This is a genomic window from Streptomyces sp. YIM 121038, assembly GCF_006088715.1.
Lineage (GTDB): Bacteria > Actinomycetota > Actinomycetes > Streptomycetales > Streptomycetaceae > Streptomyces.
Genome location: NZ_CP030771.1, coordinates 5,618,716 through 5,641,920, shown reverse-complemented (window position 1 = coordinate 5,641,920; position 23,205 = coordinate 5,618,716). Strand labels below are relative to the sequence as shown.

Sequence of the window (23,205 nt, the reverse complement as noted above, 5' to 3'; positions counted from 1 at the left end):
TGGTGTCCGAGACGACCGGGGTCGCGACCGCGGCCGACGGCGAGCTGTTCCACGTCCGGTGGATCATGCCGGAAGGGTTCTTCGAACTCCCGACGGAGGCCGAGGACATCGACGAGCTCGCCGACGAGCTCATCGGCCTGGCCCGGGAGATCCAGCCCAGGTCCACGCCCGAGATGCAGTACCTGTGGGCCGCGATGGTCGGGTCCACGTACGACGAACTGGTCGACGCCGGGGTGCAGTACGCCGGGTTCGTCGTCACCGAGGTCGACGACGTCCGCTGCACGGCCAACGTGTCCATCGCGCTCGCCGACCTGCCGGACGAGGCCCGCTTCAGCCCGGTGGAGGGCATCGCGCGGGCGCTGCGCGCGCTCGGCCGTGGCGAGGTGGAGGAGCTGTCCCTGCCGTGCGGGCCGGGCGTGTCCTGGATCGGCTCGCGGCCCGCCGCCGTCGACGGGTCGCTCACGCCGTCCGGCGAGGAGGAGCCGTTCTGGACGTCCTTCATCAACGTCCAGGTGCCGCTGTCCAACGGCACCGCCGTGGTCCTGGAGATGTCCACGCCGACGATGGAGGGCTGGGACGTCTTCTCCAGCATGTTCGCGGGCGTCTGCCGGAGCCTCCAGCTCTTCGACGCCGCCGGGAACCCGGTGGACAGCAAGGGCCGCCCCGTCGACATAGCCGACGCAGCTGACGTAGCCGACGTAGCCGACGGAGAGGAGAGCGCGGAGTGACCGGCGCGGACCCGCGAACGGAACGCGTCGGGGCCGACGTGCCGCCGGAGGACTACCGGCTGCTCGTCCCCCGCGACTGGTTCCGCATCGACCTCACGCTCGACCGCTGGCGGCCCCAGCTCAAGACGTTCGCCGACCGGCAGGCGGCCCGGCGCGGCATGTCCGCGGAGGCCGCGCGGGGGCTGTGGGCCACCCTGCGCAACACCGCGGAGAGCGGCGCGGCCCAGGGCGCCATCGAGCTGTTCCTGCGCTCGGAGATCAGCGACACGGGCGCGACCCCGGCCACGCTGCTCGTGTCCCTGCTGCCGATGTCCGGCGCGCTGTACGTCACCCCGCAGGAACTGGCGCGGAGCGTCACCGAGCACCGGGGCGCGGCCACGAAGGTGTCCGTGACGCGGCTTCCCGCGGGCGAGACGGTCCGCGTCACGACGGCGACGACCCTGGACCTGTACGTCAACATGCCCGGAAAGGCAGGGTATTTGCTGCTCGCCTTCTCCGTACCGCTGAGCGGTGTCGAAAGCTCCCTGGGCGGCCTGTGCGAGGCGATCGCGGCATCGCTGCGCTGGGTCTGAGGCCGAGAGGGCGGGCAGGGCGGGCAAAAGGGGCGGGGGGAGGGGCAGTTGCCCCTCCCCCCGCCCCTGCTGCTGCGACCCCTGCCGCGGCTGCCGCCGCCGGGTCCGGGGGTCAGCCCCGCGCGGCCTTGCCCAGCTCGTCGTCGATCTGCTCGAACTTGTCCGCGGCGGTCGTCAGGTAGTCGCCCATGCCGTCGAGGCCGTCGAGCATGTCCTTGGCGCCGCGCACGAACTCGTCGAAGTTCTCGTCGAACGCCTTCGAGGAGCTCTTGGTGACGTAGCCCGTCTCGACGAGGTTCGCGATGTACTTGCGGAGGCCGTCGAGCTTCTCCTTGAGCTTGTCCTTCTCCTTGACGACATGCTTGGCCGCATCCCGCATGTCCTGGTATGTGACATCAAGGTCCTTGGACATGAAGCCCACTCCCTATCCAACGCGCCGCAGGGCCAGCCCCCGTGGCTCCACTGATTGGTGCGAATCGCACCTGAAACGGCGCGAATCACGCTGTCGGCACGGCGGTTGCGCCCGAACACACCCGGTGCGCCCGTCCGCCAGTGCGCCAGCAGCTTACGGGTGTGGTCATGGAGGGAATACCCCCGTTGAGTCACAGCTCTGCTATGAGCGCGTGCCGGGGTGGAAGTGCAGCGATTGCCGGGCGTTGCCGGTGGAAAGCGTGCGCCGACAGCCCGTTGCCCCCGGCCGGGAGTGAGCGGTTATCGTCGCTTCCACTGTGGGCCGTGGTCCGGAAGCGGTCACGGGGGGCCATGGGAGGACGAGCGTGCGTCTGACACTGACCGTCGTCGATCCGATCGGCGGCGGCTCCGCCGACGTCGTGCTCGACGCCGATCCCGACTCCTCCGTCCGGGACATAGCCGCCGAACTGGCCCGCACGGCCGGCCGGAGCGGCGCCCAGGTCATCCCCCTCGGCCCGCACCAGCCGACGCCCGACGGCGCGCCGGTGCTCTACGTCGACGGGTACGCCGTCGACCCCGGCGCCACGGTCGTCACCTCGCCGCTGCGCGAGGGCGCCGTGGTCAGCCTCCACGACCCGGCGGGCTGCGTGCCCGGCGAGCCGACCGGCCTGGTCGAGCTGCGCGTGGTGGGCGGCCCGGCCGCGGGCGCCGTGCACCGGCTCGGCATCGGCCGGTACGACATCGGCAGCGGCCCGGCCGCGTACGTCCGCGTCGACGACCCCGAACTCGCCGCTCGGGCCCTGACGTTGTCGGTCGCCACGGACGGCACCTGCCGACTGGTCGTGCGCGGCGGCGAAGAGGGCGGAGGTGAAGTCACCCTCGACGGGGCGAAGTTCACCGGCGCCGAGGACGGCGCCTGGCCCCTCGGCTCGCAGCTCGCCGCCGGGAACACCCTGTTCGAGCTCGTGCGGTACGCGCCGCCCGACGCGGCCCTCAAGTGGTCCGAGGACGGCGCGGGCCTCGACTACAACCGGCCGCCGCGGCTGCGTCCGCCCGAGCGGCAGACCACGTTCCGTCTGCCGTCGCCGCCGCGCGACTTCGAGGCCCGGCCGCTGCCGTGGCTGATGGCCCTGTTCCCGCTGGTCGGCGCCGTGATCGCGGCGATGATCTTCAACCGCTGGTACTACCTCATCATCGCCGGGCTGAGCCCGATCATGCTGTTCGGCAACTACTTCCTGGACAAGAAGCACGGCCGCAAGTCCCACGCCAAGCAGGTCAAGGAGTACAAGGAGACCAAGGAGCGGATCGAGAAGGACGCGCAGGACGCCCTGGTCGCCGAGCGGCTCGACCGGCGCCACGCGGCCCCCGACCCGGCGGCCGTCCTCACCCTCGCCACCGGCCCGCGCACCCGCCTGTGGGAGCGGCGCCGCACCGACGCCGACCATCTGCTGCTGCGCTTCGGCACCGGCACGCTGCCGTCCGACGTCGTCCTCGACGACCCGGAGCAGGACGAGCACAAGCGCCAGGTCACCTGGACCATCGAGGACGCCCCGGTGGCCCTCGGCCTGAAGCAGCTCGGCGTCATCGGCCTGGCCGGGCCCGGCGACTCGGCGGCGGCCCTCGGCCGCTGGGCGGTGGCGCAGACCGCCGCGCTGCACAGCCCGATGGACGTGCAGTTCTACGTCCTGACGGAGAACTCCGCCTGGGAGTCCTGGGACTGGCTGCGCTGGCTGCCGCACGCCCGCCCCGGCGGCGGCCAGGACGTCAACGTGCTGATCGGCACGGACGCCGAGACCGTCGGCGCCCGCGTCGGCGAGCTGACGCAGGTCCTCGACGCGCGCGAGAAGGTCAAGCAGGAGACCCGGGGCCAGACCGGCGGGTTCACCGACCCGGACATCGTCGTCGTCTGGGACGGCTCGCGACGCCTCCGGTCGCTGCCCGGCGTCGTCCGGATCCTGCGCGACGGCCCGGCCGTGGGCATCTACGCGCTCTGCCTGGACACCGAGCAGCGCTTCCTGCCCGGCGAGTGCCAGGCCTTCGTCGTGGCCGAGCCCAGGGCCCGGGAGCTCGCGGACCCGGCGGCCGGGGCCGCGCCCGGGGCGGGCGGCATTCCGCCCCGGCCCGCCACCGCCCCGGCAGGCGGCGGCTTCCCCTCCTTCCACGCCTGGCACACCGCCGACGCGGAAGCCGGCCGGGCGGACACCGCCGACGAGCTGCGGCTGCGCGTCGAGCAGACCGGCGCCCGGCGCCTGCTCGGCGTACGCCCCGACTTCGTCTCGCCCGCCTGGTGCCTGCGCCTCGCGCGCGCCGTGTCGCCGCTGCGCGACATCAGCGGCGAGACCGAGGACTCGGCCCTGCCCGGCGCCAGCCGGCTGCTCGACGTGCTCCAGCTGGAGCCGCCGTCCCGCGAGGCCATCACCGCCCGCTGGCAGTCCGGCGGACAGTCCACGACGGCCGTCATCGGCGAGTCGTACGACGGTCCGTTCGGCATCGACCTGCGCAAGGACGGGCCGCACGGCCTGATCGCGGGCACCACCGGATCCGGCAAGTCGGAGCTCCTGCAGACCATCGTGGCCGCGCTCGCCGTGGCCAACACGCCCGAGAACATGACGTTCGTCCTCGTCGACTACAAGGGCGGCTCCGCCTTCAAGGACTGTGTGCAGCTGCCGCACACCGTCGGCATGGTCACCGACCTCGACGCGCACCTCGTCGAACGCGCCCTGGAGTCGCTCGGCGCCGAGCTGAAGCGGCGCGAGCACATCCTCGCCGACGCCGACGCCAAGGACATCGAGGACTATCAGGACCTGGTGCGCCGCGACCCCACGCGCGCGCCGGTGCCCCGGCTCCTCATCGTCATCGACGAGTTCGCCTCCATGGTCCGCGACCTGCCCGACTTCGTCACCGGCCTGGTCAACATCGCCCAGCGGGGCCGCTCCCTCGGCATCCACCTGCTCCTCGCCACGCAGCGGCCGAGCGGTGTCGTGTCGCCCGAGATCCGCGCCAACACCAATCTGCGCATCGCCCTGCGCGTCACCGACGGCGGCGAGTCGTCGGACGTCATCGACGCGCCCGACGCCGGGCACATCTCCAAGAACACGCCCGGCCGCGCCTACGTCCGCCTCGGCCACGCGTCCCTGGTGCCCTTCCAGTCCGGCCGCGTCGGCGGCCGCCGCCCTGGAGCCGCGGACCCGCAGGCGCTCGCGCCCTGGGCCGACGAACTCACCTGGCCGGGCCTCGGGCGCGCCACGGCCGCCCGGCCCAGGGCACGGGCCCGCGAGGACGAGGAGATCACCGACCTGAAGGTCCTCGTCGACGCGATCCGCGAGGCCAACACGGCCCTCGCCGTCCCCGCCCAGCACAGCCCCTGGCTGCCCGCCCTCGGCGAGATGCTGCTGCTCGACGCCATCGTCTCGCCGCCCGCCCCCGCCGGTGCGCTGCCGCCCGCTCCGTACGGCGTCGAGGACCTGCCCGCCGACCAGGCGCGCCGCCCCGTCGCCGTGGACTTCGCGACCTTCGGGCACCTGATGATCGGTGGCGCCCCGCGCAGCGGCCGCTCCCAGGTGCTCCGCACGATCGCGGGCTCCCTCGCGCGCACGCACTCGTGCGCCGACGTCCACCTGTACGGCATCGACTGCGGCAACGGCGCGCTCAACGCGCTGACCCGGCTTCCGCACTGCGGCGCCGTCGTCAGCCGCAACCAGACCGAGCGCGTGGTCCGCCTCGTCAACCGGCTCAAGGGCGAACTCGGCCGCCGCCAGGACCTCCTCGCCGAGAAGGGCTACGCCGACATCGGCGAGCAGCGGTCCGGTGCCGCGGCCGACGAGCGCCTGCCGCACCTCGTGGTCCTCCTCGACCGCTGGGAGGGCTGGCTGCCCACGCTCGGCGAGATCGACCACGGCAGCCTGACCGACGAGGTCACCGCGCTGCTGCGGGAGGGCGCGAGCGTGGGCATCCACCTGGTCGTCACCGGCGACCGGCAGCTCCTCGTCGGCCGCGTCTCCTCCCTCACCGAGGACAAGTACGGCCTGCGGCTCGCCGACCGCTCCGACTTCTCCCTGCTCGGCATCCCCTCCCGCAAGGTGCCCGAGGAGATCCCCCCGGGCCGCGCCTTCCGCAACGAGAGCGGTACGGAGACGCAGTTCGCCCTGCTCTCCGAGGACGCCACCGGGCAGGGCCAGGCCGCCGCGCTCGCCGCCATCGGCGAGGCCGCCGCGGTCCGCGACGCCGACGTGCCGCGCCGGCTGCGCCCGTTCCGCGTCGACACGCTGCCCGGCCGGATCTCCTTCGACGAGGCCTGGGAGCTGCGCGACCCCGAGGCCTCGCGCTCGAAGCTGTGGGCCCTGATCGGCGTCGGCGGCGACGAACTCATGGGCCACGGGCCCGATCTGGCCGAGGGCGTGCCCGCCTTCGTCGTCGCGGGCCCCGCCAAGTCCGGCCGCTCCACCGTCCTGATGAACGCCGCCCGCTCCTTCCTCGCGCAGGGCGTACGCCTCGTCGTCGCCGCGCCCCGCCAGTCCCCGCTGCGCGGGCTCGACGGCACCGAGGGCGTCCTGAAGGTCTTCACCGGCGACGACATCGACGAGGACGACCTGGAGGAGGCCATCGACTCGGCGACCCCCCGGTCGCCGATCGCCGTCCTCGTCGACGACGGCGAGATCCTGGAGGACTGCGACGCCGCGAGCCAGTTCAAGCGGATCATCCAGCGAGGGGCCGACGAGGGCCTCGCCCTCGTGCTCGCCGGGGACGAGGAGGACGTGTGCAGCGGGTTCTCCGGTTGGCAGGTCGACGCGAAGAAGGGGCGGCGGGGCATCCTGCTCTCCCCGCAGGACTCGTCCAGCGGGGACCTCATCGGCGTCCGCGTCTCCCGGAGCATGGTCGGCGGCCCCGTCACCCCCGGCAAGGGCCTCCTCCACCTGGGCACGGGCGAACCGGCGACGGTGACGACTCCGTTCTGACGCGGCGCCGGACAGGGCTGTTTTCAGCCCGTCCGGCGTTTGAGGACGAGGCGCGGAGCGCCGACAAACGGGGGTCCAAGGGGGCGGAGCCCCCTTGATCGGGAAGGGGCGCCCGCGCGCGGAGCGCGCTCATGGGCACAGCGGGGCGCACCCGCGAGGGTCAGCCCCGGACGCGCCGCAGCCGCGCCTCCGGATCACCCGCCTTGGGATCCTCGGAGGTGTACTGGAGCTCCGAGCCCACGGGCCGCAGCCACACCGTGTGGGCGGCCTGCGAGCAGCCCCCGCCGTTGGACGTCGCCCCGACCGCCTTCAGGGCCAGCCGCTTCTCCGTGGCCGACGTGAGCGTGAGGACGTCGACGCACGTACCGCCGATGAGGTCCGTCTGCGTCACCGTGCCGACCCGCTCCCCCGCCTTCGTGACCTGACTGATCGTCACATCGAAGGTGCCCAGGGCGACGAGGCCGTCCTGCGCGGAGGCCTTGCCGCGCCACTTGCCCAGATAGCGCTTGGGTACGAGGCCGTCGGAGTCGGAGGCGCCTCCGGTGGCGGCGGGCGGCCGCTTCCCGGCGCTGCCGTCGCCGTCGCCGCCCGCGCCGGAGCCGGGCAGCACGTCGAAGAGGAACGCCGACCCCACAAGGACCGCCGCGAGCGCCCCGGCCACGGCGAGGGCCACCGTGCAACTCACCCTGCGCCCGCGGCCGTCCGGCGTCCCGGGCGCGGCCGTCGCGGCGACGGAGAGGGAGACCTTGCCGGGCGGGGCCGCGGCGGGCGGGGGCGGCACCGGGGACGGCCGCGCGTCGGCAGGGCCGCCCCGCGGAAGCGGAGTCGGTGGCACCGCCGCCCCCGGCCCACCCGCCCCGTACGACGCGTCGGGCGGCCCGAACACCCCCACCGCGGGTCCCGCGAACGACACCGGCCCCGATGCCGCCGCGCCCCCGGCGCCGTCCCCCTTCGCCTCCAGGTCGAGCAGCCGGACCGCGCTGCGGCTCACGCGCTCCACCAGTGGCCCCGGCAGCCACCCCGCGGCCACCAGCGGGGCCGCCCCCTCGGGAGCGAGGCGGCGGGCGACCTCGGCCGGGGCGGGCCGCGCCGCCGCGTCCTTGGCCAGGCAGGCCGCGGCCAGGTCCCGCAACTCACCGCCCAGCGCGCCAAGGTCGGGCTCCTCGTGGACGACCTTGTAGAGCAGCGCGGCCGACGTGTCGCCCGCGAAGGGGGGCTCCCCCGTCGCCGCGTACACGAGTGAGGCGCCGAGCGAGAAGACGTCCGCCGCGCCCGTGGCGGCCTTGCCGAGGATCTGCTCCGGCGCCATGTAGCCGGGCGAGCCGATGGACACGCCGGTGGACGTGAGGGAGGCCGTGCCGTCCGTCGCGCGGGCGATGCCGAAGTCGATCAGACGCGGGCCGTCCAGGGTCAGCAGGACGTTGGAGGGCTTCACGTCGCGGTGGACCAGGCCGAGGGCGTGGACGTGCGCGAGCGCCTCCGCGAGGCCCGCGCCGAGGACGCGCGCCGAGTGCTCGGGCAGCGGGCCCGCGTCCCGTACGGCCTCCGTGAGGGACGGGCCCGCCGCGTATCCGGTCGCGACCCAGGGCAGCGCGGCCTCGGGGTCGGCGTCCAGGACCGGGGCCGTCCACTGGCCGCCGACCCGCCGGGCCGCTTCGACCTCGCGGCGGAAGCGGGCGCGGAACTCCTCGTCGAGGGCGAAGTGCGGATGCACGACCTTCACGGCGACCGTGCGGCCGCCCGCGCTGCGGCCCACGTAGACGCGGCCCATGCCGCCGGAGCCGAGCCGGCCGAGCAGCCGATAGGGCCCGACGGCCGTGGGCTCGTCCGGTTCGAGCGGGTGCATCGCGAAGGCCTCCCCCTGGTGTGCCGTACGCGGACCACTGCCACGGATCAGCCTACGACCCGGGGAACCCGCGCCCGGGTTTCTCCCTCTACCCAGAAGGAATTGACCGTATTGCCGCCCTTGTCTCCAGGTCCGTCGAGGTCATATGAACATCCGCCGCACCACCGTCGCCCTGACCGCCGCGCTCGCCGCCACCGCCGCGCTCCTCACCGGCTGCTCGTCCGACGGGGACGAGCCCATGAGCTTCGACAGCGCCTCCGCCCCGGCCCCCGCCCAGGGCCACGGGAGCGAGCACGCGGGCATCCGGCTCCCCACCGGGCCCCGCGCCTCCTTCACCACCGCGAGCACCCTCGACGACGGCACCAAGATCGGCGTCACCACCCTGCACGGCAAGAAGTCGGGCTTCACCGGAAAGGTCTGGGTCTGGGCGCCGAAACAGTACTTCGACCCGAAGTACTCCCACAGCGGCTTTCCCGTACTCATCGCGCTGCCCGGTGGCCCCGGTTACCCCAATAACTACTGGATGGGCACGGACCTGAAGCTGGAGAGCTCCATCGCCAAGTGGTCGCGGGAGGGAAAGAGCCAGCCGTTCATCGTGGTGATGCCCGTGCTCAATCCCGACGCCACGTTCTATTACGACGGCAGCGACATACCGGGACAGCCGAAAATGGGCACCTGGATGACCGAGGACGTACCGGATTTCGTCAAGGCGAATTTCCGCACCTTCACGTCCCGTGACGGGTGGGGCTTCATGGGGTCCTCGTCGGGCGGTTTCGTGGGCCTGAAGTCCGTCCTGAAGCACCCGGAGAAGTTCAGGGCCGTGATCGCGTCGGGCCCGGACACCGTGCCCGACTCACCGCTCTGGCGCGGGCACGAGCCACAGCGGCTCGCCAACGACCCGGGGCGCCTGGCCGAGCGCCTCATCCGGCGCGGCGGACCCGAGGTCGACATCGCCTTCCAGGTCGGCACCGCGGAGTCCGGGCAGCCGAACCTGCGGGCCTTCATGAAGAAGTACGGCAAGGGGCCGGTCAGGACCCGGCTCAACGTCATCCAGGGCGGCACCCACAGCGCCCGCTCGTACGTTCCCGCCATGGACGACGGGCCGATCCAGTGGATCAGCAAGAAGATGAAGGGCCCGGTCCCCGGCAGCTGAGGTCCGGGCCCCGCGCGGCTACGGCCGCAGCAGCTCCACCTTCACGTCCCCGGGGAAGCCGGTCGTCGGCCCCACCCGGCGCGCGAACTCCGTGACGCCCTCCAGCTGCGGGCCGCCGAAGCGGAAGTCGAGCGTCGTGAAGTACCGCTCCAGGACGCCCGCGTCGAAGGACTCCCAGCGCGAGGCCTGCTCCGCGACCTTCGCGACCTCGTCCAGGGACAGGTCGCGGGAGGCCAGGAACGCCTTGTGGACCTCGCGGACCACCTCGGGCTCGCGCGCGAGGTAGTCACGGCGTGCCGCCCACACCGCGAAGACGAACGGCAGGCCCGTCCAGTCCTTCCACATCTGCCCGAGGTCGTGCACCTCCAGGCCGAGCTTGGGGGCGTCGATCAGGTTCGCGCGCAGCGCCGCGTCCCCGATCAGGACGGCCGCGTCCGCCTCCTGCATCATCAGGCCGAGGTCCGGCGGGCAGGTGTAGTACTCGGGGCGCACGCCGTGGCGCTCGGCGAGCAGCAGCTGCGCCAGGCGCACGGAGGTGCGCGAGGTGGAGCCGAGCGCCACCCGCGCCCCGTCCAGGCGGTCGAGCGGCACCTGCGAGACGATCACGCACGACATGACCGGGCCGTCGCAGCCCACGGCCAGGTCGGGGAAGGCCACCAGGTCGTCGGCGTTGCGCAGGAACTCGACCAGGGTGACGGGGCCGACGTCGAGGTCGCCGCGCACGAGCTGCTCGCTGAGCTTCTCCGGGGTGTCCTTGGTGAGCTCGAAGTCGAGGAGGGTGCCGGTCCGCGCGAGGCCCCAGTACAGGGGCATGCAGTTCAGGAACTGGATGTGACCGACGCGCGGCCGGGCGGTGCGGCGGGAGCTGGGGATGGGGTACCCCCTGCCCGAGCGCGGCCGAGGGCTTGGGGAGGGGTCGGCGTCGACCGCCCCGCCCGAGGTGTCAGCGGGAGAATTGTCCACATCCGTGAGGCTAGCCCTCGTGCGCCACGGAGCGAGCGCCGGGTCCCGCGGGGACCGGGGCCGCGCTCCTCCGCGCCCCCGCACCGCCCCGCCGCCGGGGCCGACCGGGGGGCCTGCCCCGGGCTTTCGCCGCGGCTTCCGCCAAGGCCTCGGCGGGCCCGTGTCAACCCGGCGCGAGGGGCCGTCAAACCTCCGAGTGACGTGATCTTGATCCCTATTGCTTCCGGGTGCCTGCGTGCTAAGCTCGCCGCAAGTTGCAGTTTGGTTTCCCTTGCAGTACAGAGCCTGCGGAGCATGTAACCCGCAGGCTCTCGTCGTTTTCAGACTTTTGCAGTTGTTTCAACAATCGCAGGTTCTGGAGCAGGGCAACCCTTTGGCCCAAGGAGGGCTTATGGCTACCGGAACCGTGAAGTGGTTCAACGCCGAAAAGGGCTTTGGATTCATCGCCCAGGAAGGCGGCGGCCCCGACGTCTTCGTTCACTACTCCGCGATCAACGCCAGCGGTTTCCGTTCCCTCGAGGAGAACCAGGCCGTGACCTTCGACGTCACGCAGGGCCCGAAGGGCCCGCAGGCGGAGAACGTCACCCCTGCCTAGTCAGGGACGGCTTGATCCTCCCGTAAGGGTGGCTTGATCCAACGGAAGCAGTACCCAAGGGGCCCCGCGCCCTCGCTTCGGCGAGGCACCGGGGCCCCTGCCTTTTTCTGGCGGGGGCGCCTTGGGCGGGTCAGCTCCCTCGGGCAGGGTGGGCCCCCTCCCGGCGCGGGCCCATCGGCCTACGGCCTCGTCCTCAAACGCCGGACGGGCTGGATGTTCCCTGCGGCGCCGTGGTCATTCATCGCGCTGACGCGCTCGTCCTCAAACGCCGGACGGGCTGGGGTGGCCGGTGCGGGCTGGATGTTCTCTGCGGCGCCGTTGCCGTTCATCGCGCTGGCGCGCTCGTCCTCAAACGCCGGACGGGGGGGCGGCCGGTGTGCGCTGGAACTTGTCTGCGGGTGGCCCCGCGGGAGGGCCGCTGTTGAGACGCCACGCCGGATCCCGGCTGCGGGCTGCCGCCTCGGCCCCCGGTACGGATCTGCACGGGCCCTCCGGGCGCAACCGGCGGCCGTCTCAGCCCGTCCGGCGTTCGAGGACGAGGCGCGGAGCGCCGAAAAGGCGGGGGCACGGGGGCGGCAGCCCCAGGGATCGGGAAGGGGCGGGTCTGGGGCGCCCCGCGAGGGCCTCAGCGCGCGGGCAGCGCCTCCCGCGTGCGGGACACCGCCGCCGGGTCCCAGTTCTCCCCGGGCACACTGGCCAGCAGCAGCCGCGTGTACGCGTGCTCCGGGTCCGCGAGGACCCGGCCCGTCGGCCCCTGCTCCACCACCTCACCCCGCCGCATCACCAGCACCGCGTCCGTCACGTGCCGCACCACCGCCAGGTCATGGCTGACGAAGACGAGCGCCACCCCCGTCTCCTCCCGGATCTCCCGCAGGAGCTGGAGGATCTGCGCCTGGATCGACACGTCGAGCGCGGCGACGGCCTCGTCGAGCACCAGGACCCGGGGGTCGACCGCCAGCGCCCGGGCGATCGCGAGGCGCTGCCGCTGCCCGCCGGACAGGTCCCGGGGCCGCGCGTCCGCCTCGCGCGCGCCCAGACCGACGCGGTCCAGGAGGTCGCGGGCCGCCGCCCCGCCCCTCTCGTCCTTGCCGTGCAGGCGCAGCGCCGTACGGAGGCACTGGGTGGCGGTGAGCCTCGGGTCCAGGGAGACGTACGGGTCCTGGAAGACCATCTGGATCTCCCTGGCCCTGGCGAGACGGGCCCGGGAGGTGCGCGGGGTGCGGGGCTCGCGGCGGCGGCCCGCCACGGTGATCTCCCCCCGGTCCGGAGGGACGAGGCCCACCAGCATGCGGGCCACGGTCGTCTTGCCGGAGCCCGATTCGCCGACGATGCCGAGGGAACCGCCCTCGGGGACCGCGAAGCCCACGTCGTGCGCGGCCCGGTGGCTGCCGCCGCCGGGCAGGGGGTAGGTCTTGCTCAGCCCGGTGGCCTGGAGCAGGGCGGTCTTCGTCACGGCTTCACCTCGGTCTCGACAGGGGTGCCCGCGGCGAGGCAGGCGGACACGCCCCCGTCCGGCAGGGGCACCGGCTCCGGGTCCCACGTCCCGCACTCCGGCCGCGCCTGACCGCACCGCTCCACGAACGCGCACCCCTCGAACACGTCCGCGAGGGACGGCGGGCGGCCCGGGATCGGGCGCAGCGGGGCCTCCAGGGCGTCCAGGGTCGGGGAGCAGGACAGCAGGCCGCGGGTGTAGGGGTGGGAGGGGGTGGTGAACAGGGCCTTCGCCGTGCGCTCCTCCACCACCCGGCCCGCGTACATCACGTACACGCGGTCGCTGTACGCCGCCGCCAGGTGCAGGTCGTGGGTGATGAACAGCAGGCCCAGGCCGTGCTCGGCCCGCAGGGTGCGCAGCAGGGCGAGGATGTCGGCCTGGGTGGTGACGTCCAGGGCGCTGGTGGCCTCGTCGGCCAGGAGCAGACGGGGGCGGGCGGCGAGGGCGCCCGCGATGACGACCCGCTGGAGCATGCCGCCGGACAGCTCGTGCGGGCGCTGGCGCACGCGGCGCTCGGGGTCGGGCAGGCCGACGGAGGCGAGCAGCGCGACGGCCTCGGCACGGGTGGCGCCCCGCTCGGTGAGGAAGTCGCCGACGCGGCGCACCGGGTTGAGGGCCGCGCGCGGGTCCTGGTGGACCAGGGCGACCGAACCCGCGCGGTGGGCGCGCAGCCGCTCGCCGGTCAGGGTGAGGACCTCGGTGCCGTCGAAGCGCACGGAACCGGAGACGCCCGCCCCGTCCGGCAGCAGGCCGAGGGCCGTCCGCGCGGTCGTCGACTTGCCCGAGCCGGACTCGCCGACCAGGGCCACCACCTCGCCCTCGGCGACCCGCAGGGACACGGAGTCCAGGAGCGGGCGGGCGGCGCCCGGCACGGTCACGGTCACGTCGTCGATGTCGAGCAGCATCACTGCCTCCCCAGGCGGTCGGCGGCCCAGACGCCGACGACGTTGAAACAGACCACGACCAGGGCGATCGCGGTGCCGGGCACCAGGGCGGGGAGCATCGCGCCCTGGACGATCGCCGCCTGCCCCTCCTGCACCATCAGGCCCCAGTCACAGGACGGGGGCTGGGCGCCGAAGCCCAGGTAGGAGAGGGTCGCCAGGGACATCAGGGCCTCGCCGAAGAGGACCACGAGATAGCCGAGGACGGACCGGCCCAGGTTCGGTATCAGATGGCGGGCGCAGATGCGGGCGCCGCCCATGCCCTGCACGCGGTACGCGTCGACGTAGGGCTTGCGGGCCTCGGACAGGGCCAGGGAACGGGTGTACTTGGCGATGGTCGGCGTGAAGGCCAGGCCGAGGGCGAGGACGGACGTCGTCGTGCCGGTGCCGAACACGGCGATGATCAGGACGGTGAACAGCAGGCCCGGGAAGGCGTACATCACGTCCGTGAGGCGGGAGACGAGCGTGTCCACCCAGCCGCCGCGCCAGGCCGCGAGCACCCCGAGCGTGACGCCGAGCACCCCGGCGACGGCGAGCAGCAGGAGCGGCGCGACCAGGCTGGTCCGCGCGCCGTACAGGGCGCGGGAGAGCAGGTCCTGGCCGGAGGAGTCGGTGCCGAGGAGGTGCTCGCGGCCGGTGCCCACCAGGGAGGAGGACAGGTCGATGGTGTCCGGGGCGTAGGGCGCGAGGAGGGGGGCGAGGGCGGCCGCGAGGACGACGAGACCGAGGAGCGTGCCCGCGATCAGGACGCCGACCGGGCGCCGTGGCCCGGCCGCCTTCACGGCGTTCGTAGCGCCGAGGGTCAGGGTCATGAGCGCACCTCCTTCACGCGCGGGTCGAGCAGCGGGTGGACGGCGTCCACGGCCGTGGTGACGACGATGTATCCGGTGACCATCAGGAGCAGGACGGCCTGCGCCACGGGGAAGTCGTGGGTGTTGATGGCGCCGACGAGCAGGGAGCCGATGCCGCTGAGGCCGAAGGCGGTCTCGACGACGACGGTGCCGGCGAGCATGCCCGCCATGACCAGGCCGCACATGGTGACGATGGGCCCCAGCGCGTTGCGCAGGACGTGGCGGCGGACTATCTCCCGCTCGGGCACGCCGGACGCGCGGGCCGCCGCCACGTGGTCGGAGGCCGCCGCGTCCACCATCGCCTGCCGGGTCACGCGGCTGACCAGGGCGAGCGCGCCGAGCGCCAACGACAGGGCGGGCAGCGTGAGGTGGTGCACGGTGCCGAGGAAGCCCTCGCCGCTGCCGGTCACCGGGAACCAGCCGAGCCGGACGCCGAAGAACGACACCAGGGCGATCGCCGCGACGAACGACGGCACCGACGCGGCGAGCGTCGTGACCCCGACCACCGCCGAGTCCACCCAGGTGGACCGCTTCACGGCGGCGAGGATCCCCGCGCCCACACCGAGGACGACGAACAGGACGGTGGCGTACAGGACGAGTTGGAGCGTCGTCGGGAAGCGGGCCGCCACCAGGTCGGACACCTGGTCGCTGTACTTGAAGGACCGGCCGAGGTCGAGGTGCAGGCAGTCCCACAGCCAGCGGCCGTACTGGGCGGCCAGCGGCTCGTCCAGGTGGTACTCGGCGCGCACCTGGGCCAGGCGCTCGGGGGTCAGCTTGTCGCGGCCGCCCGCGAGGAAGACGGCGGGGTCGCCGGGCGCGGCGTACACGGCGGCGAAGATGACGAACGACGCGGCGAGGAGCGTGGCGAGCACGCCCGCGAGGCGCCGTACGAGACGGACGGCGATGCCCTTTCCCATGGCGGCCTAGCCTTTCCGCGCGCCCAGCCGGGCGGCCCACGGGTAGTAGAGGTACGACTGGGAGGAGGGCGGTCCGGTCAGCCGGTCGCTGAGGACGAGCGCCGTCGGCACCTGGGCGACGGGGATCCACACGGCGGCGTCGACGAACCGCCGCTGCGCCTCGGTCGTGAGCCGGGCGCGCTCGGTGTCGTCGAGCGTGGCGAGGGCCTTGTGGACGAGGCGGTCGTACGCGGGGTCCTTGAAGCCGACCCAGTTGTTGGAGGAGTCGGACAGGCCGTTGTCGTAGAAGCCCATGGGGTCGGCCTTGGAGATGTACCAGTCGCCGACGAGGACGTCGATGCCGTCGCGGGCCTGGGGGTCGCTGTAGAACTCCTCGAACTGCGCGGGCGGCACGGTCTTGATCTGTGCCCGCACCCCGATCCGCTGGAGCGCGGCGCGGGTGGCGTTGGCGACGACGGTGCGGCCCTGGCTGCTGTCGGTGCCGATGACGACGGGGTCGTCGGGGGCGCCCGCCTCCTTGACCAGCTTCTTGGCCTCGGCGAGGTCGTCGGCGGTCGGGGTCGCGGGGGCGGCGGCGCCCAGCTTCTTCTGGGCGGCGGCGAACCGGGGCCGCTCATAGCCCCAGGCCCCCGCGCCGACGGGGGCGGCCCAGGGCTGCACGAGGCCGCCGTAGCCGGAGTTGGCGATGCCCTTGCGGTCCAGGGAGAGGGACAGGGCGCGGCGGATCGCGGGGTCCTTGAGGCCGCCGCGCGCGGTGGGGATGAGCACGAGCGAGGCGGTGGAGGGGCCGTAGTACTGCCGCAGGTTCTTGGCGCGGCGCAGGGCCGCGGCCGTGTTCGGCGACTCGGCGTACGTGCCGTCGGCCGCGCCCGTCCGCAGGGCGTTGACCAGGGCGCTGTCGGAGGCCCAGCGGAAGACGACGCGGCGGGTCAGGGGCTTGGTGCCCCAGTAGTCCGCGTACGCCTCGATGGTGAGGGAGTCGCCGGACTTCCACTCCTTGAGGCGGTAGGGGCCCGAGCAGGCGTCGGCCTGGCCGGGGGTGCCGAACTCCTTGCCCGCGGCGGTGACTCGGCGGGGGTTCCACACGATGCCCGCGTCTCCGGCGAGGGCCTTGGTGAACAGGGCGTCGGGCTCCTTGAAGCGGATCGTCAGCTCGCGGGGGCCCGTCCTGCGCATCGAGGACACGTTGCCGAACTCGTCCGACTGCTCCATGTCCTTCGCGGCGTGCCGCTTGAGGCTCCACAGGACGTCGGCGGCGGTGAGCTCCGAGCCGTCGTGGAAGGTGACGCCGTCGCGGACGGTCAGGACGAGGGTGCGGTCGTCCGGCGTGCGGGCCTTCTCGGCGAGGAACGGCTCGACGCTCATGTCCGGCTGGAGCTGATACAGCCGCTCGCAGATGTTGGTGAGGACGACGCGGCCCGCGCTGCCGCCCTGGCGGTCCAGGTCGAGCGAATCGGGCTCGTCCTCCAGGAGCCAGTCGGCCCGGTCCAGGCGGCCCTGGGCGGGCGGGGTGGTGGCGCGCAGGGTCAGCTTGGCGGCGTCGGCGGGGGCGCCGCCGAGGGCGTTGGTGTCGGCCCCGGCGCAGCCCGCCGCGAGCAGGGACGCCGCGAGGAGCCCGGCGGCGGCGCGCGCGGCCCGCCGTGGCGCGGCCTGGGCCGGGCCCGTCGGGCTCGCTGGTCGCGTCGGTGGGTGCGTCATCTGGGGTCTCCGAACGGGCCGTCGTACAGGTTCCAGGGAAGGTGCTGGTAGTCGCGGTCGCAGGGGGTGCCCGCCGTGACGCGGTAGTCGCCGGTGGTGAGGTCCACGCAGGAGGAGACGAGCGTGGCCCAGCGCCGCAGCTCGGGGCGGCGCGGGTCCGGGTGGGTGCACAGGGACTCGGGGTGCCCCAGGTGGTCGGACATCGCCTGCTTGATCATTTTGATCGACTCGTCGGGCCCCGTGGCACCGCGCAGGGCGGCCAGGCCCTCCTCCGCGCGCGGGACGCGGACCAGGGAGTCCGGGGACAGGGGGCGGTAACCGGGGGCGAGGGCGGCGGGCACGCCCGCCTGGTAGTGGTTGCCATGCACGAGCAGGCCGTCCTTCGGATACATCCAGCCGTGCCCCGCGGGGGTCGTCTCCAGGTCGATGGCGAAGCCTTCGCGGCAGGTCAGCAGCGCGTTCGACGCGATGTGGGCGCGGGTGCGGCAGAGCACGTCCACGGCGTCGGTGACGGCGTGCTGGTCGAGCACGCTGCGGCGCACCACGGTCTGCGGCAGGCCCACCGCGTCGCTGAAGCGCCCGCCCAGGCCGTTCGCATTGAGCGCGATGCCCGCCGAATTGGCTCCCTGGCGGCCGATCTGGCCCGCCTCGACCTGCATGATCAGGGTGGGCCTGGGGGGCTGCACGACGCGCAGCATCACCACGGTGTCGGCCACTCCGGCGCGCCAGTCCCAGTTCTGTCCCGCGTACACATGGCCGTCGCCGCTGGCCGGGCCGTACGCCGCGAAGGACGTGCAGCCGTCGGCGGCTTCGACAGAGGCGTCAGCCGCGGTGGAGGCGTCAGCCGCGGCTTCGGTGGCCGCGCCCTCCGCGCCCTCGGGGGCCGCCATCCGCTTGAAGGATCTGTCGTAGATCACCTCACCGCGCGCGTTCAACGCGAGGACGTCGAGGAGGTCCACTCCCGCGCCCTCCGCTATGCCCGCCATCTCCTCCTCCAGATGCGGCGCGTACTCCCGGACGGGCTTGAGCCAGCGGGCGGCGCGGGCGGTCACCTGGTCCCAGGTCAGACCCGCCGACTGGCCGAACGCGGCCGCGTAGTACCCGAGGGCCGCGTGCAGTTGGGGGCGGACGGCCTCGCCGTACTGCCGGCCGCGCTCGGTCGGCGTGCCGGAGATCTCGACCACGGGGAGGACCCGGGCGGATCGGTCGGAGGTGGTGCGCGGGGCCATTCTTCTCCTGTAACGTCGGTTACGAAAGGCTCGATGCTTGGAACGTGCCATCCAGCATGTAACGTCCATCACACGGGAGTCAAGACCTGTAATGAAGATTTCAGAGCCCCCGGAGGGCGGAGCGGCGGACGGACCGGACAGAGCGGCGGGCGAGGCGGACGGACCGGCAGGCGGGCCGACCGACGGGCCGGACGACGCGGGCGGCGCAGCGCGGCTGCGCACCGCCGTGCGCGGGCAGTGGGAGACCCTGTCCGCCTCCGAGCGCGCCGTCGCCCAGTACCTGGCGAGCGTGCCCGCCGAGTCCCTCCTCTTCGCCTCCGCACAGGAGCTCGGCTCGGCCAGCGGGACCAGCAACGCCACGGTGGTCCGCGCCCTCCAGCGCCTCGGCTACGCGGGCCTGCCCGCGCTCAAGCGCGACCTCGCCACGGACTTCACGGCGGCGGTCGCCCCCGAGGTGCGGCTCGCCAAGCGCATCGCGCACGTCGGCCGGGACCTCGGCGGCATCTGGGACGAGGTCTTCGACGAGGCGCAGGAGCGCATCGAGCACGCCCGCCGCCTCACCCCCGACGACGCGCTGCGCACGGCCGTCGGCGTCCTCGCCGACGCGGGTGAGATCCACGCGTACGGAGTCGCCGCGTCCGAGCTGGCCGCCCGCCATCTGGCCCTCACCCTGGGCCGCGTCGGCCGGCGCGCGCGGTACGTCGGCGCGACCGGCTTCGCGCTCGCCGACCACCTGCTCGCGCTGCGCCAGGGCGACGCCGTGGTGATCTTCCAGCCGGGCCGGGACCTGGCGGAGCTCTCCGTGCTCATCGAGCGGGCACGGGCGGTGGGCGCGCGGGTCCTGCTGGTCACGGACGAGCTCGCCGAGCGGTACGGGGGGCGCGTGGACGCGGTGCTCACCGCCCCGCACACGCCCACGGGGATCACCACCGAGGCGCTGACCGCCCTGGTCGTGGCGGACGTCCTGCTCCTCGCGCTGACCACGCTCGACGAGGCGAGGGCCGTGGACACGTCCCATCAGCTGACGGCCCTGCGCGAGCAGCTGCTTTCCCCCCGGCCGCGCAAGGGATAGCCCTCACCCGGACCTCGGGCCCGCCCTACACGTGCTGCATGACCAGCACGAACGTCGTCCCCGGCACCAGCGCCTCGTACGCGTGCGGCACATCGCCCCGGTACGCCATGTAGTCGCCGGGGAGCAGTTCCACCGGCTCGTCGCGGGGGCCCGCCAGGAGGCGGCCGGTGGAGACGACCAGGTGCTCCACGGTGCCGGGGTTGTGCGGGTCGGACTCGCGCACCGGGCCGGGCTCCATGGCGCCGTGGTAGATATCGCGGCGCAGGCCGGACGGGCCCCTGGAGAGCAGCGTGCCCGCGTACGAGGAGCGCTCCGCGTGCATGGTCGGGCCCTCGCCCGCGCGGATCACGGTGACGGCGGGGGCGGGCGACTCCATGAGCGCGCTGAACGGCACGCCGAGCGCCACGGCGAGCGCCCAGACCGTCTCGATGCCCGGGTTGCCGGTCGCCGCCTCCAACTGGGACAGCGTGGACTTGGCGATTCCGGCGCGTTTGGCCAGCTCGGAGAGGGAGAGCCCAGCGCGCGCCCGCTCCCTGCGCAGAGCCTCCGCGACCCATTCGCGCGGGGCACGCGGGGCGCGCGGGGCCTCCGCGCCGCCTTCGACGCCTCCCGCACCTCCGGCGCCTTCGGTGTTGTGGTCCGTCCTCACCGTTACGACTCCCGACCGTTCGGCATACCAGTCCATTCGTTCGCCTTGACGAACATGATCCCCCTGAACCATCCTACGGCGCATGCGTTCGACACACCGAACGGATGACCCGACAGAGCGAACAGCCGGGTTCGTCCGCTTCTCCGACCTGCCCACCGACGTGCTCCGCGACATCGCCCTCGTCCTGCTCGCCGACCTCGTCGTCGGCGTCTCCTTCGGCGCGATCGCCGTCGCGGGCGGCCTGCCGGTATGGGTGCCGGTCACCATGTCGCTGCTCGTATACGCGGGCTCCGCCCAGTTCAGCGCGGTCGCCGTGCTCACCTCGGGCGGCGGCGCGGCAGCCGCCGCCGCGACCGGACTGCTGCTCAACACCCGCACCGCGGCCTTCAGCCTGGCCGTGGCCGACAGCCTGGGCCGCTCCTGGGCGGCGCGGCTCGTGGGCGCGCACCTGGTCACCGACGAGACGGCGGCCTTCGTCCTGGCCCAGCCCGACGCGCGGCGGCGCAGGGCCGCGTTCTGGATATCCGGGATCGGCCTGTTCGTGGCCTGGAACACGAGCGTGCTGGCGGGCGCACTGGCCGGCTCCGCGCTCGGCGACACCGCCCGGTTCGGTCTCGACGCGGCCTTCCCCGCCGTGCTCGTGGCCCTCGTCCTGCCCGTCCTGCGCGACGCCGGCGGCGGCGCGCGCCGGGCCGCCGCCATCGGCGCGGTGCTCGCCGTCGCGGCGGCTCCGGTGCTGCCCGCGGGCCTGCCCGTGCTGCTCGCGCTCCTCGGCCTGCTCGCGACGGGCCGCCGTCCCGCCGGAGGTGCGGCATGAACGCCCAGCTCGTCTGCGTCCTGGCCCTGGCCGCCGGGACCTATGTCTTCCGGCTGGCCGGGCCGCTGCTCCACGGCCGGGTCGAACTGCCCGCACGCGTACAGGAGTTGTTGGCGGTAGCGGCCACCGTGATCCTCGTCGCGCTCCTCGCGACCGGCGCCTTCACCGAGGGGCACGCCTTCGCGGGCTGGTCGCGCCCGGCGGGAGTCCTGGTGGGGGCGGCGCTCGCCTGGAAGCGCGCGCCCTTCGTGATGGTGGTCCTCGGCGCGGCGGGCGCCACGGCCCTGCTGCGCCTCGCAGGCCTGTCGTAGGCCGCCGGGCGGCGCCTGCCACGCCTCGCCGGTCCGGCGCAGGCGGCACCGCCACGCCCCGCCCGTCCGACACCCGGCCCCCGCTACGCCCCGCCCGTCCGGCACAAGCGGCCCCCGCTACGCCTCACCGCCCCGCCGCAACCCGCCGTACAGCTCCTCCACGACCGGCCCGTACCGCTCCGCCACCGCCCGCCGCCGCACCTTCAGGCTCGGCGTCAGGAGCCCCGACTCCACCGTGAAGTCCTCTTCCAGGACGGCGAAGCCGCGGATCCGTGCCGGGCGCGACACCCGCGCGTTGGCCCCGTCGACCGCCTCCTGGACCAGGGCGCGGACCGACGGGTCGGCCGCGAGCGGCTCGGTGAGGGTGACGCCCGCGCGCCCCGCCCATCCCGTGACCTCCTCCGCGTCGAGCGTGATCAGCGCGACGGGGTAGGGCCGCCGGTCGCCGACGAGGACCGCGCGGGAGACGAACCGCGAGGCCTGGACGGCGAGTTCGGTCAGCGAGGGCGTCAGGTTCTTGCCGCCCGAGGTGATGATGAGGTCCTTCTTGCGCCCGGTGAGGGTGAGATAGCCGTCCTCGTCCAGGGCGCCCAGGTCGCCGGTATGCAGCCAGCCGTCGGCGTCGAGCGCCGTGCGGGTCGCGACCGGGTCGCCGTGGTAGCCGGGGAACACGTTGGGCCCGCGCGCGAGGACCTCCCCGTCCTCCGCGATCCGCACCTCGCAGCCCGCGATGGGCCGCCCCACCGTGCCGTACTTGACCGCGCCGGGGTGGTTCAGGCTGATGACGCCGCCGGACTCCGTCATCCCGTACCCCTCGAAGACCTGGATGCCGCAGGCCCGCAGGAAGTCCAGGACGTGCGGGGCGATCGGCGCGCCGCCGGTGAGGGCCCAGCGCACCCGGCCCCCGAGCGCCTGCCTGACCGGCGCGAACAGCGCCTCGTCCGCGGCCTCGTACGCCTCCTGGAGCTCCGGCGGCAGCGCCCCGTCCGCCGCGAGGACGCCGACGCGCACCGCCTCCGCGAAGCGCTCGCCCCCGCCCTCCCGGGACTCCGCGAGGGAGAGGACCGTCGAGTACACCTTCTCGAACAGGCGCGGCACCGACGGCAGATGCGTCGGCCGGGCCTCGGCCAGCTCGGCGACGACGTCCTCGATCCGGCCGCCGAAGTACACGACAGTGCCGCCCTCGATGAGGGTCGTGACCTCGATGAGCTGCGCGAGCAGGTGCGCGAGCGGCAGATAGAGGTACGTCGCGTCGCCGGGGCCGCCCTCGATGAGCGGCAGCGAGGCGTCCTGCACGGCCCCGAGGTTGCCGTGGGTGAGCACGCAGCCCTTGGGCGGCCCGGTGGTGCCGGAGGTGTAGATGACGGTCGCGGGGTCCGCGGGGCCGCGGCCGCCCGCCCGGTCGAGCAGCACCTCGCCGCTCACCCCGTCGGCGTCCGCGTACGCCCGCGGGTCCGTCATCGCCACGAGCCGCCGCAGCCCCGGCAGTTCGCCGCGCAGCCGCTCCACCTCGGCGACGCGGTCCGCGTCCTCGCACAGCACCACCGAGGCGCCGGAGTCGCCGAGGACCCAGGCCAGTTCCTCGGCGCCCGCCGTCGGATACACGGGCACGAGGACCGCGCCCGCCGCGAGCACGCCGAGGTGCGCGTACGTCCACTCGGGGCGGGTCTCGGCGAGCACCGCGACCCGGTCGCCGGGCGCCACGCCCATGCCGACGAGCGCCCGGCCCACCCGCCGCGCCTCGGCCCGCAGGTCCTCGTACGACACCTCCCGCCACCGCCCCGCGCGCTTGAACCGCAGGGCGGGCAGCGCGCCGTGGCGGTCCGCCGCCCACTCCGCGAGCACGGACAGGGTCGGGGGCCGGAGCGTCAGCTGATCCGTCATGCGTCGACGCTAGGGACGCGGACCGGCCGCACGGCATGACGCGAAACGTCACCACGGCTGACCCGTGCGCTCACCACCGCGCGCCCCCGCCGTGAATCGGCCAACCCCGCGCGCACCGGCG

At 74.0% G+C, this 23,205-nt stretch carries 19 protein-coding genes; 8 read left to right on the top strand and 11 right to left on the bottom strand.

All coding sequences use genetic code 11. The annotated features are described in order from the left end of the window. The first annotated feature begins 2 nt into the window (after positions 1-2). Both C9F11_RS24090 and C9F11_RS24085 read left to right on the top strand, forming a co-directional pair. Positions 3-728: a hypothetical protein gene (locus C9F11_RS24090; protein ID WP_249401863.1), complete on the top strand. Its 726-nt coding sequence runs from the start codon at positions 3-5 to the stop codon at positions 726-728. Further along, positions 725-1,300, top strand: a complete 576-nt coding sequence (locus C9F11_RS24085; protein WP_249401862.1) for a hypothetical protein — start codon at positions 725-727, stop codon at positions 1,298-1,300. Before C9F11_RS24090 ends, C9F11_RS24085 begins: the two co-directional genes overlap by 4 nt. Before the next feature lie 112 nt (positions 1,301-1,412). Here the strand turns inward: C9F11_RS24085 and C9F11_RS24080 are convergent, their stop codons facing one another. After that, positions 1,413-1,712, bottom strand: a complete 300-nt coding sequence (locus tag C9F11_RS24080) for a WXG100 family type VII secretion target (protein WP_138961218.1) — start codon at positions 1,710-1,712, stop codon at positions 1,413-1,415. A 364-nt stretch (positions 1,713-2,076) separates the two neighbouring features. On the opposite strand from C9F11_RS24080, the gene C9F11_RS24075 reads away from it, so the two are divergent. Beyond that, positions 2,077-6,666 (top strand): FtsK/SpoIIIE domain-containing protein, encoded by a 4,590-nt coding sequence (locus C9F11_RS24075; protein ID WP_138961217.1) that lies wholly within the window; start codon positions 2,077-2,079, stop codon positions 6,664-6,666. A 160-nt stretch (positions 6,667-6,826) separates the two neighbouring features. Here the strand turns inward: C9F11_RS24075 and C9F11_RS24070 are convergent, their stop codons facing one another. Then, on the bottom strand, positions 6,827-8,512 hold the full coding sequence (locus C9F11_RS24070) for a serine/threonine-protein kinase (RefSeq protein ID WP_138961216.1): 1,686 nt from the start codon (positions 8,510-8,512) through the stop codon (positions 6,827-6,829). 145 nt (positions 8,513-8,657) lie between these two features. On the opposite strand from C9F11_RS24070, the gene C9F11_RS24065 reads away from it, so the two are divergent. Then, a complete protein-coding gene (locus C9F11_RS24065; protein WP_138961215.1) occupies positions 8,658-9,665 on the top strand; it encodes an alpha/beta hydrolase-fold protein in 1,008 nt (335 codons plus the stop codon). Positions 9,666-9,683: 18 nt separating this feature from the next. Here C9F11_RS24065 and C9F11_RS24060 read toward each other — a convergent pair whose 3' ends face one another. Further along, on the bottom strand, positions 9,684-10,538 hold the full coding sequence (locus tag C9F11_RS24060; protein WP_138966929.1) for a menaquinone biosynthesis protein: 855 nt from the start codon (positions 10,536-10,538) through the stop codon (positions 9,684-9,686). A gap of 481 nt (positions 10,539-11,019) precedes the next feature. On the opposite strand from C9F11_RS24060, the gene C9F11_RS24055 reads away from it, so the two are divergent. Then, complete coding sequence (locus C9F11_RS24055) at positions 11,020-11,223, top strand: cold-shock protein (protein ID WP_016645643.1); 204 nt, start codon at positions 11,020-11,022, stop codon at positions 11,221-11,223. Positions 11,224-11,848: 625 nt separating this feature from the next. On the opposite strand, the gene C9F11_RS24050 is transcribed toward C9F11_RS24055, so the two are convergent. From C9F11_RS24050 to C9F11_RS24025, 6 genes are read right to left on the bottom strand one after another with little or no spacing between them, the layout of a single operon-like run. Beyond that, positions 11,849-12,676: an ATP-binding cassette domain-containing protein gene (locus C9F11_RS24050; RefSeq protein WP_138961214.1), complete on the bottom strand. Its 828-nt coding sequence runs from the start codon at positions 12,674-12,676 to the stop codon at positions 11,849-11,851. Beyond that, positions 12,673-13,620 (bottom strand): ABC transporter ATP-binding protein, encoded by a 948-nt coding sequence (locus tag C9F11_RS24045; RefSeq protein ID WP_138961213.1) that lies wholly within the window; start codon positions 13,618-13,620, stop codon positions 12,673-12,675. The genes C9F11_RS24050 and C9F11_RS24045 overlap by 4 nt, the downstream gene beginning before the upstream one ends. After that, positions 13,620-14,468 carry an ABC transporter permease gene (locus C9F11_RS24040; RefSeq protein WP_138961212.1) on the bottom strand — a complete coding sequence of 283 codons (849 nt, stop codon included), beginning with the start codon at positions 14,466-14,468 and terminating at the stop codon, positions 13,620-13,622. The genes C9F11_RS24045 and C9F11_RS24040 overlap by 1 nt, the downstream gene beginning before the upstream one ends. Further along, positions 14,465-15,412 carry an ABC transporter permease gene (locus C9F11_RS24035; RefSeq protein ID WP_138966927.1) on the bottom strand — a complete coding sequence of 316 codons (948 nt, stop codon included), beginning with the start codon at positions 15,410-15,412 and terminating at the stop codon, positions 14,465-14,467. The genes C9F11_RS24040 and C9F11_RS24035 overlap by 4 nt, the downstream gene beginning before the upstream one ends. Positions 15,413-15,430: 18 nt before the next feature. Continuing rightward, a complete protein-coding gene (locus C9F11_RS24030; RefSeq protein ID WP_138961211.1) occupies positions 15,431-17,122 on the bottom strand; it encodes an ABC transporter substrate-binding protein in 1,692 nt (563 codons plus the stop codon). Next, the gene (locus tag C9F11_RS24025; protein ID WP_138961210.1) at positions 17,119-18,351 is read right to left on the bottom strand and encodes a C45 family peptidase; all 1,233 of its coding nucleotides are present in this window, start codon (positions 18,349-18,351) and stop codon (positions 17,119-17,121) included. The genes C9F11_RS24030 and C9F11_RS24025 overlap by 4 nt, the downstream gene beginning before the upstream one ends. A 91-nt stretch (positions 18,352-18,442) precedes the next feature. Here C9F11_RS24025 and C9F11_RS24020 point away from each other — a divergent pair, with 91 nt between their 5' ends. Then, positions 18,443-19,423, top strand: coding sequence for a MurR/RpiR family transcriptional regulator (locus C9F11_RS24020; RefSeq protein ID WP_138961209.1), 981 nt, complete (start codon positions 18,443-18,445; stop codon positions 19,421-19,423). A 25-nt stretch (positions 19,424-19,448) separates the two neighbouring features. Here C9F11_RS24020 and C9F11_RS24015 read toward each other — a convergent pair whose 3' ends face one another. Then, positions 19,449-19,964, bottom strand: a complete 516-nt coding sequence (locus tag C9F11_RS24015) for an XRE family transcriptional regulator (protein ID WP_249402221.1) — start codon at positions 19,962-19,964, stop codon at positions 19,449-19,451. A gap of 190 nt (positions 19,965-20,154) precedes the next feature. Between C9F11_RS24015 and C9F11_RS24010 the strand changes: the two genes are divergently transcribed. Continuing rightward, a complete protein-coding gene (locus C9F11_RS24010) occupies positions 20,155-20,889 on the top strand; it encodes an AzlC family ABC transporter permease (protein ID WP_138961207.1) in 735 nt (244 codons plus the stop codon). After that, complete coding sequence (locus tag C9F11_RS24005; protein WP_138961206.1) at positions 20,886-21,200, top strand: AzlD domain-containing protein; 315 nt, start codon at positions 20,886-20,888, stop codon at positions 21,198-21,200. The genes C9F11_RS24010 and C9F11_RS24005 overlap by 4 nt, the downstream gene beginning before the upstream one ends. Before the next feature lie 117 nt (positions 21,201-21,317). On the opposite strand, the gene C9F11_RS24000 is transcribed toward C9F11_RS24005, so the two are convergent. Beyond that, complete coding sequence (locus C9F11_RS24000; protein WP_249401861.1) at positions 21,318-23,084, bottom strand: AMP-dependent synthetase/ligase; 1,767 nt, start codon at positions 23,082-23,084, stop codon at positions 21,318-21,320. Positions 23,085-23,205: the final 121 nt, after the last annotated feature.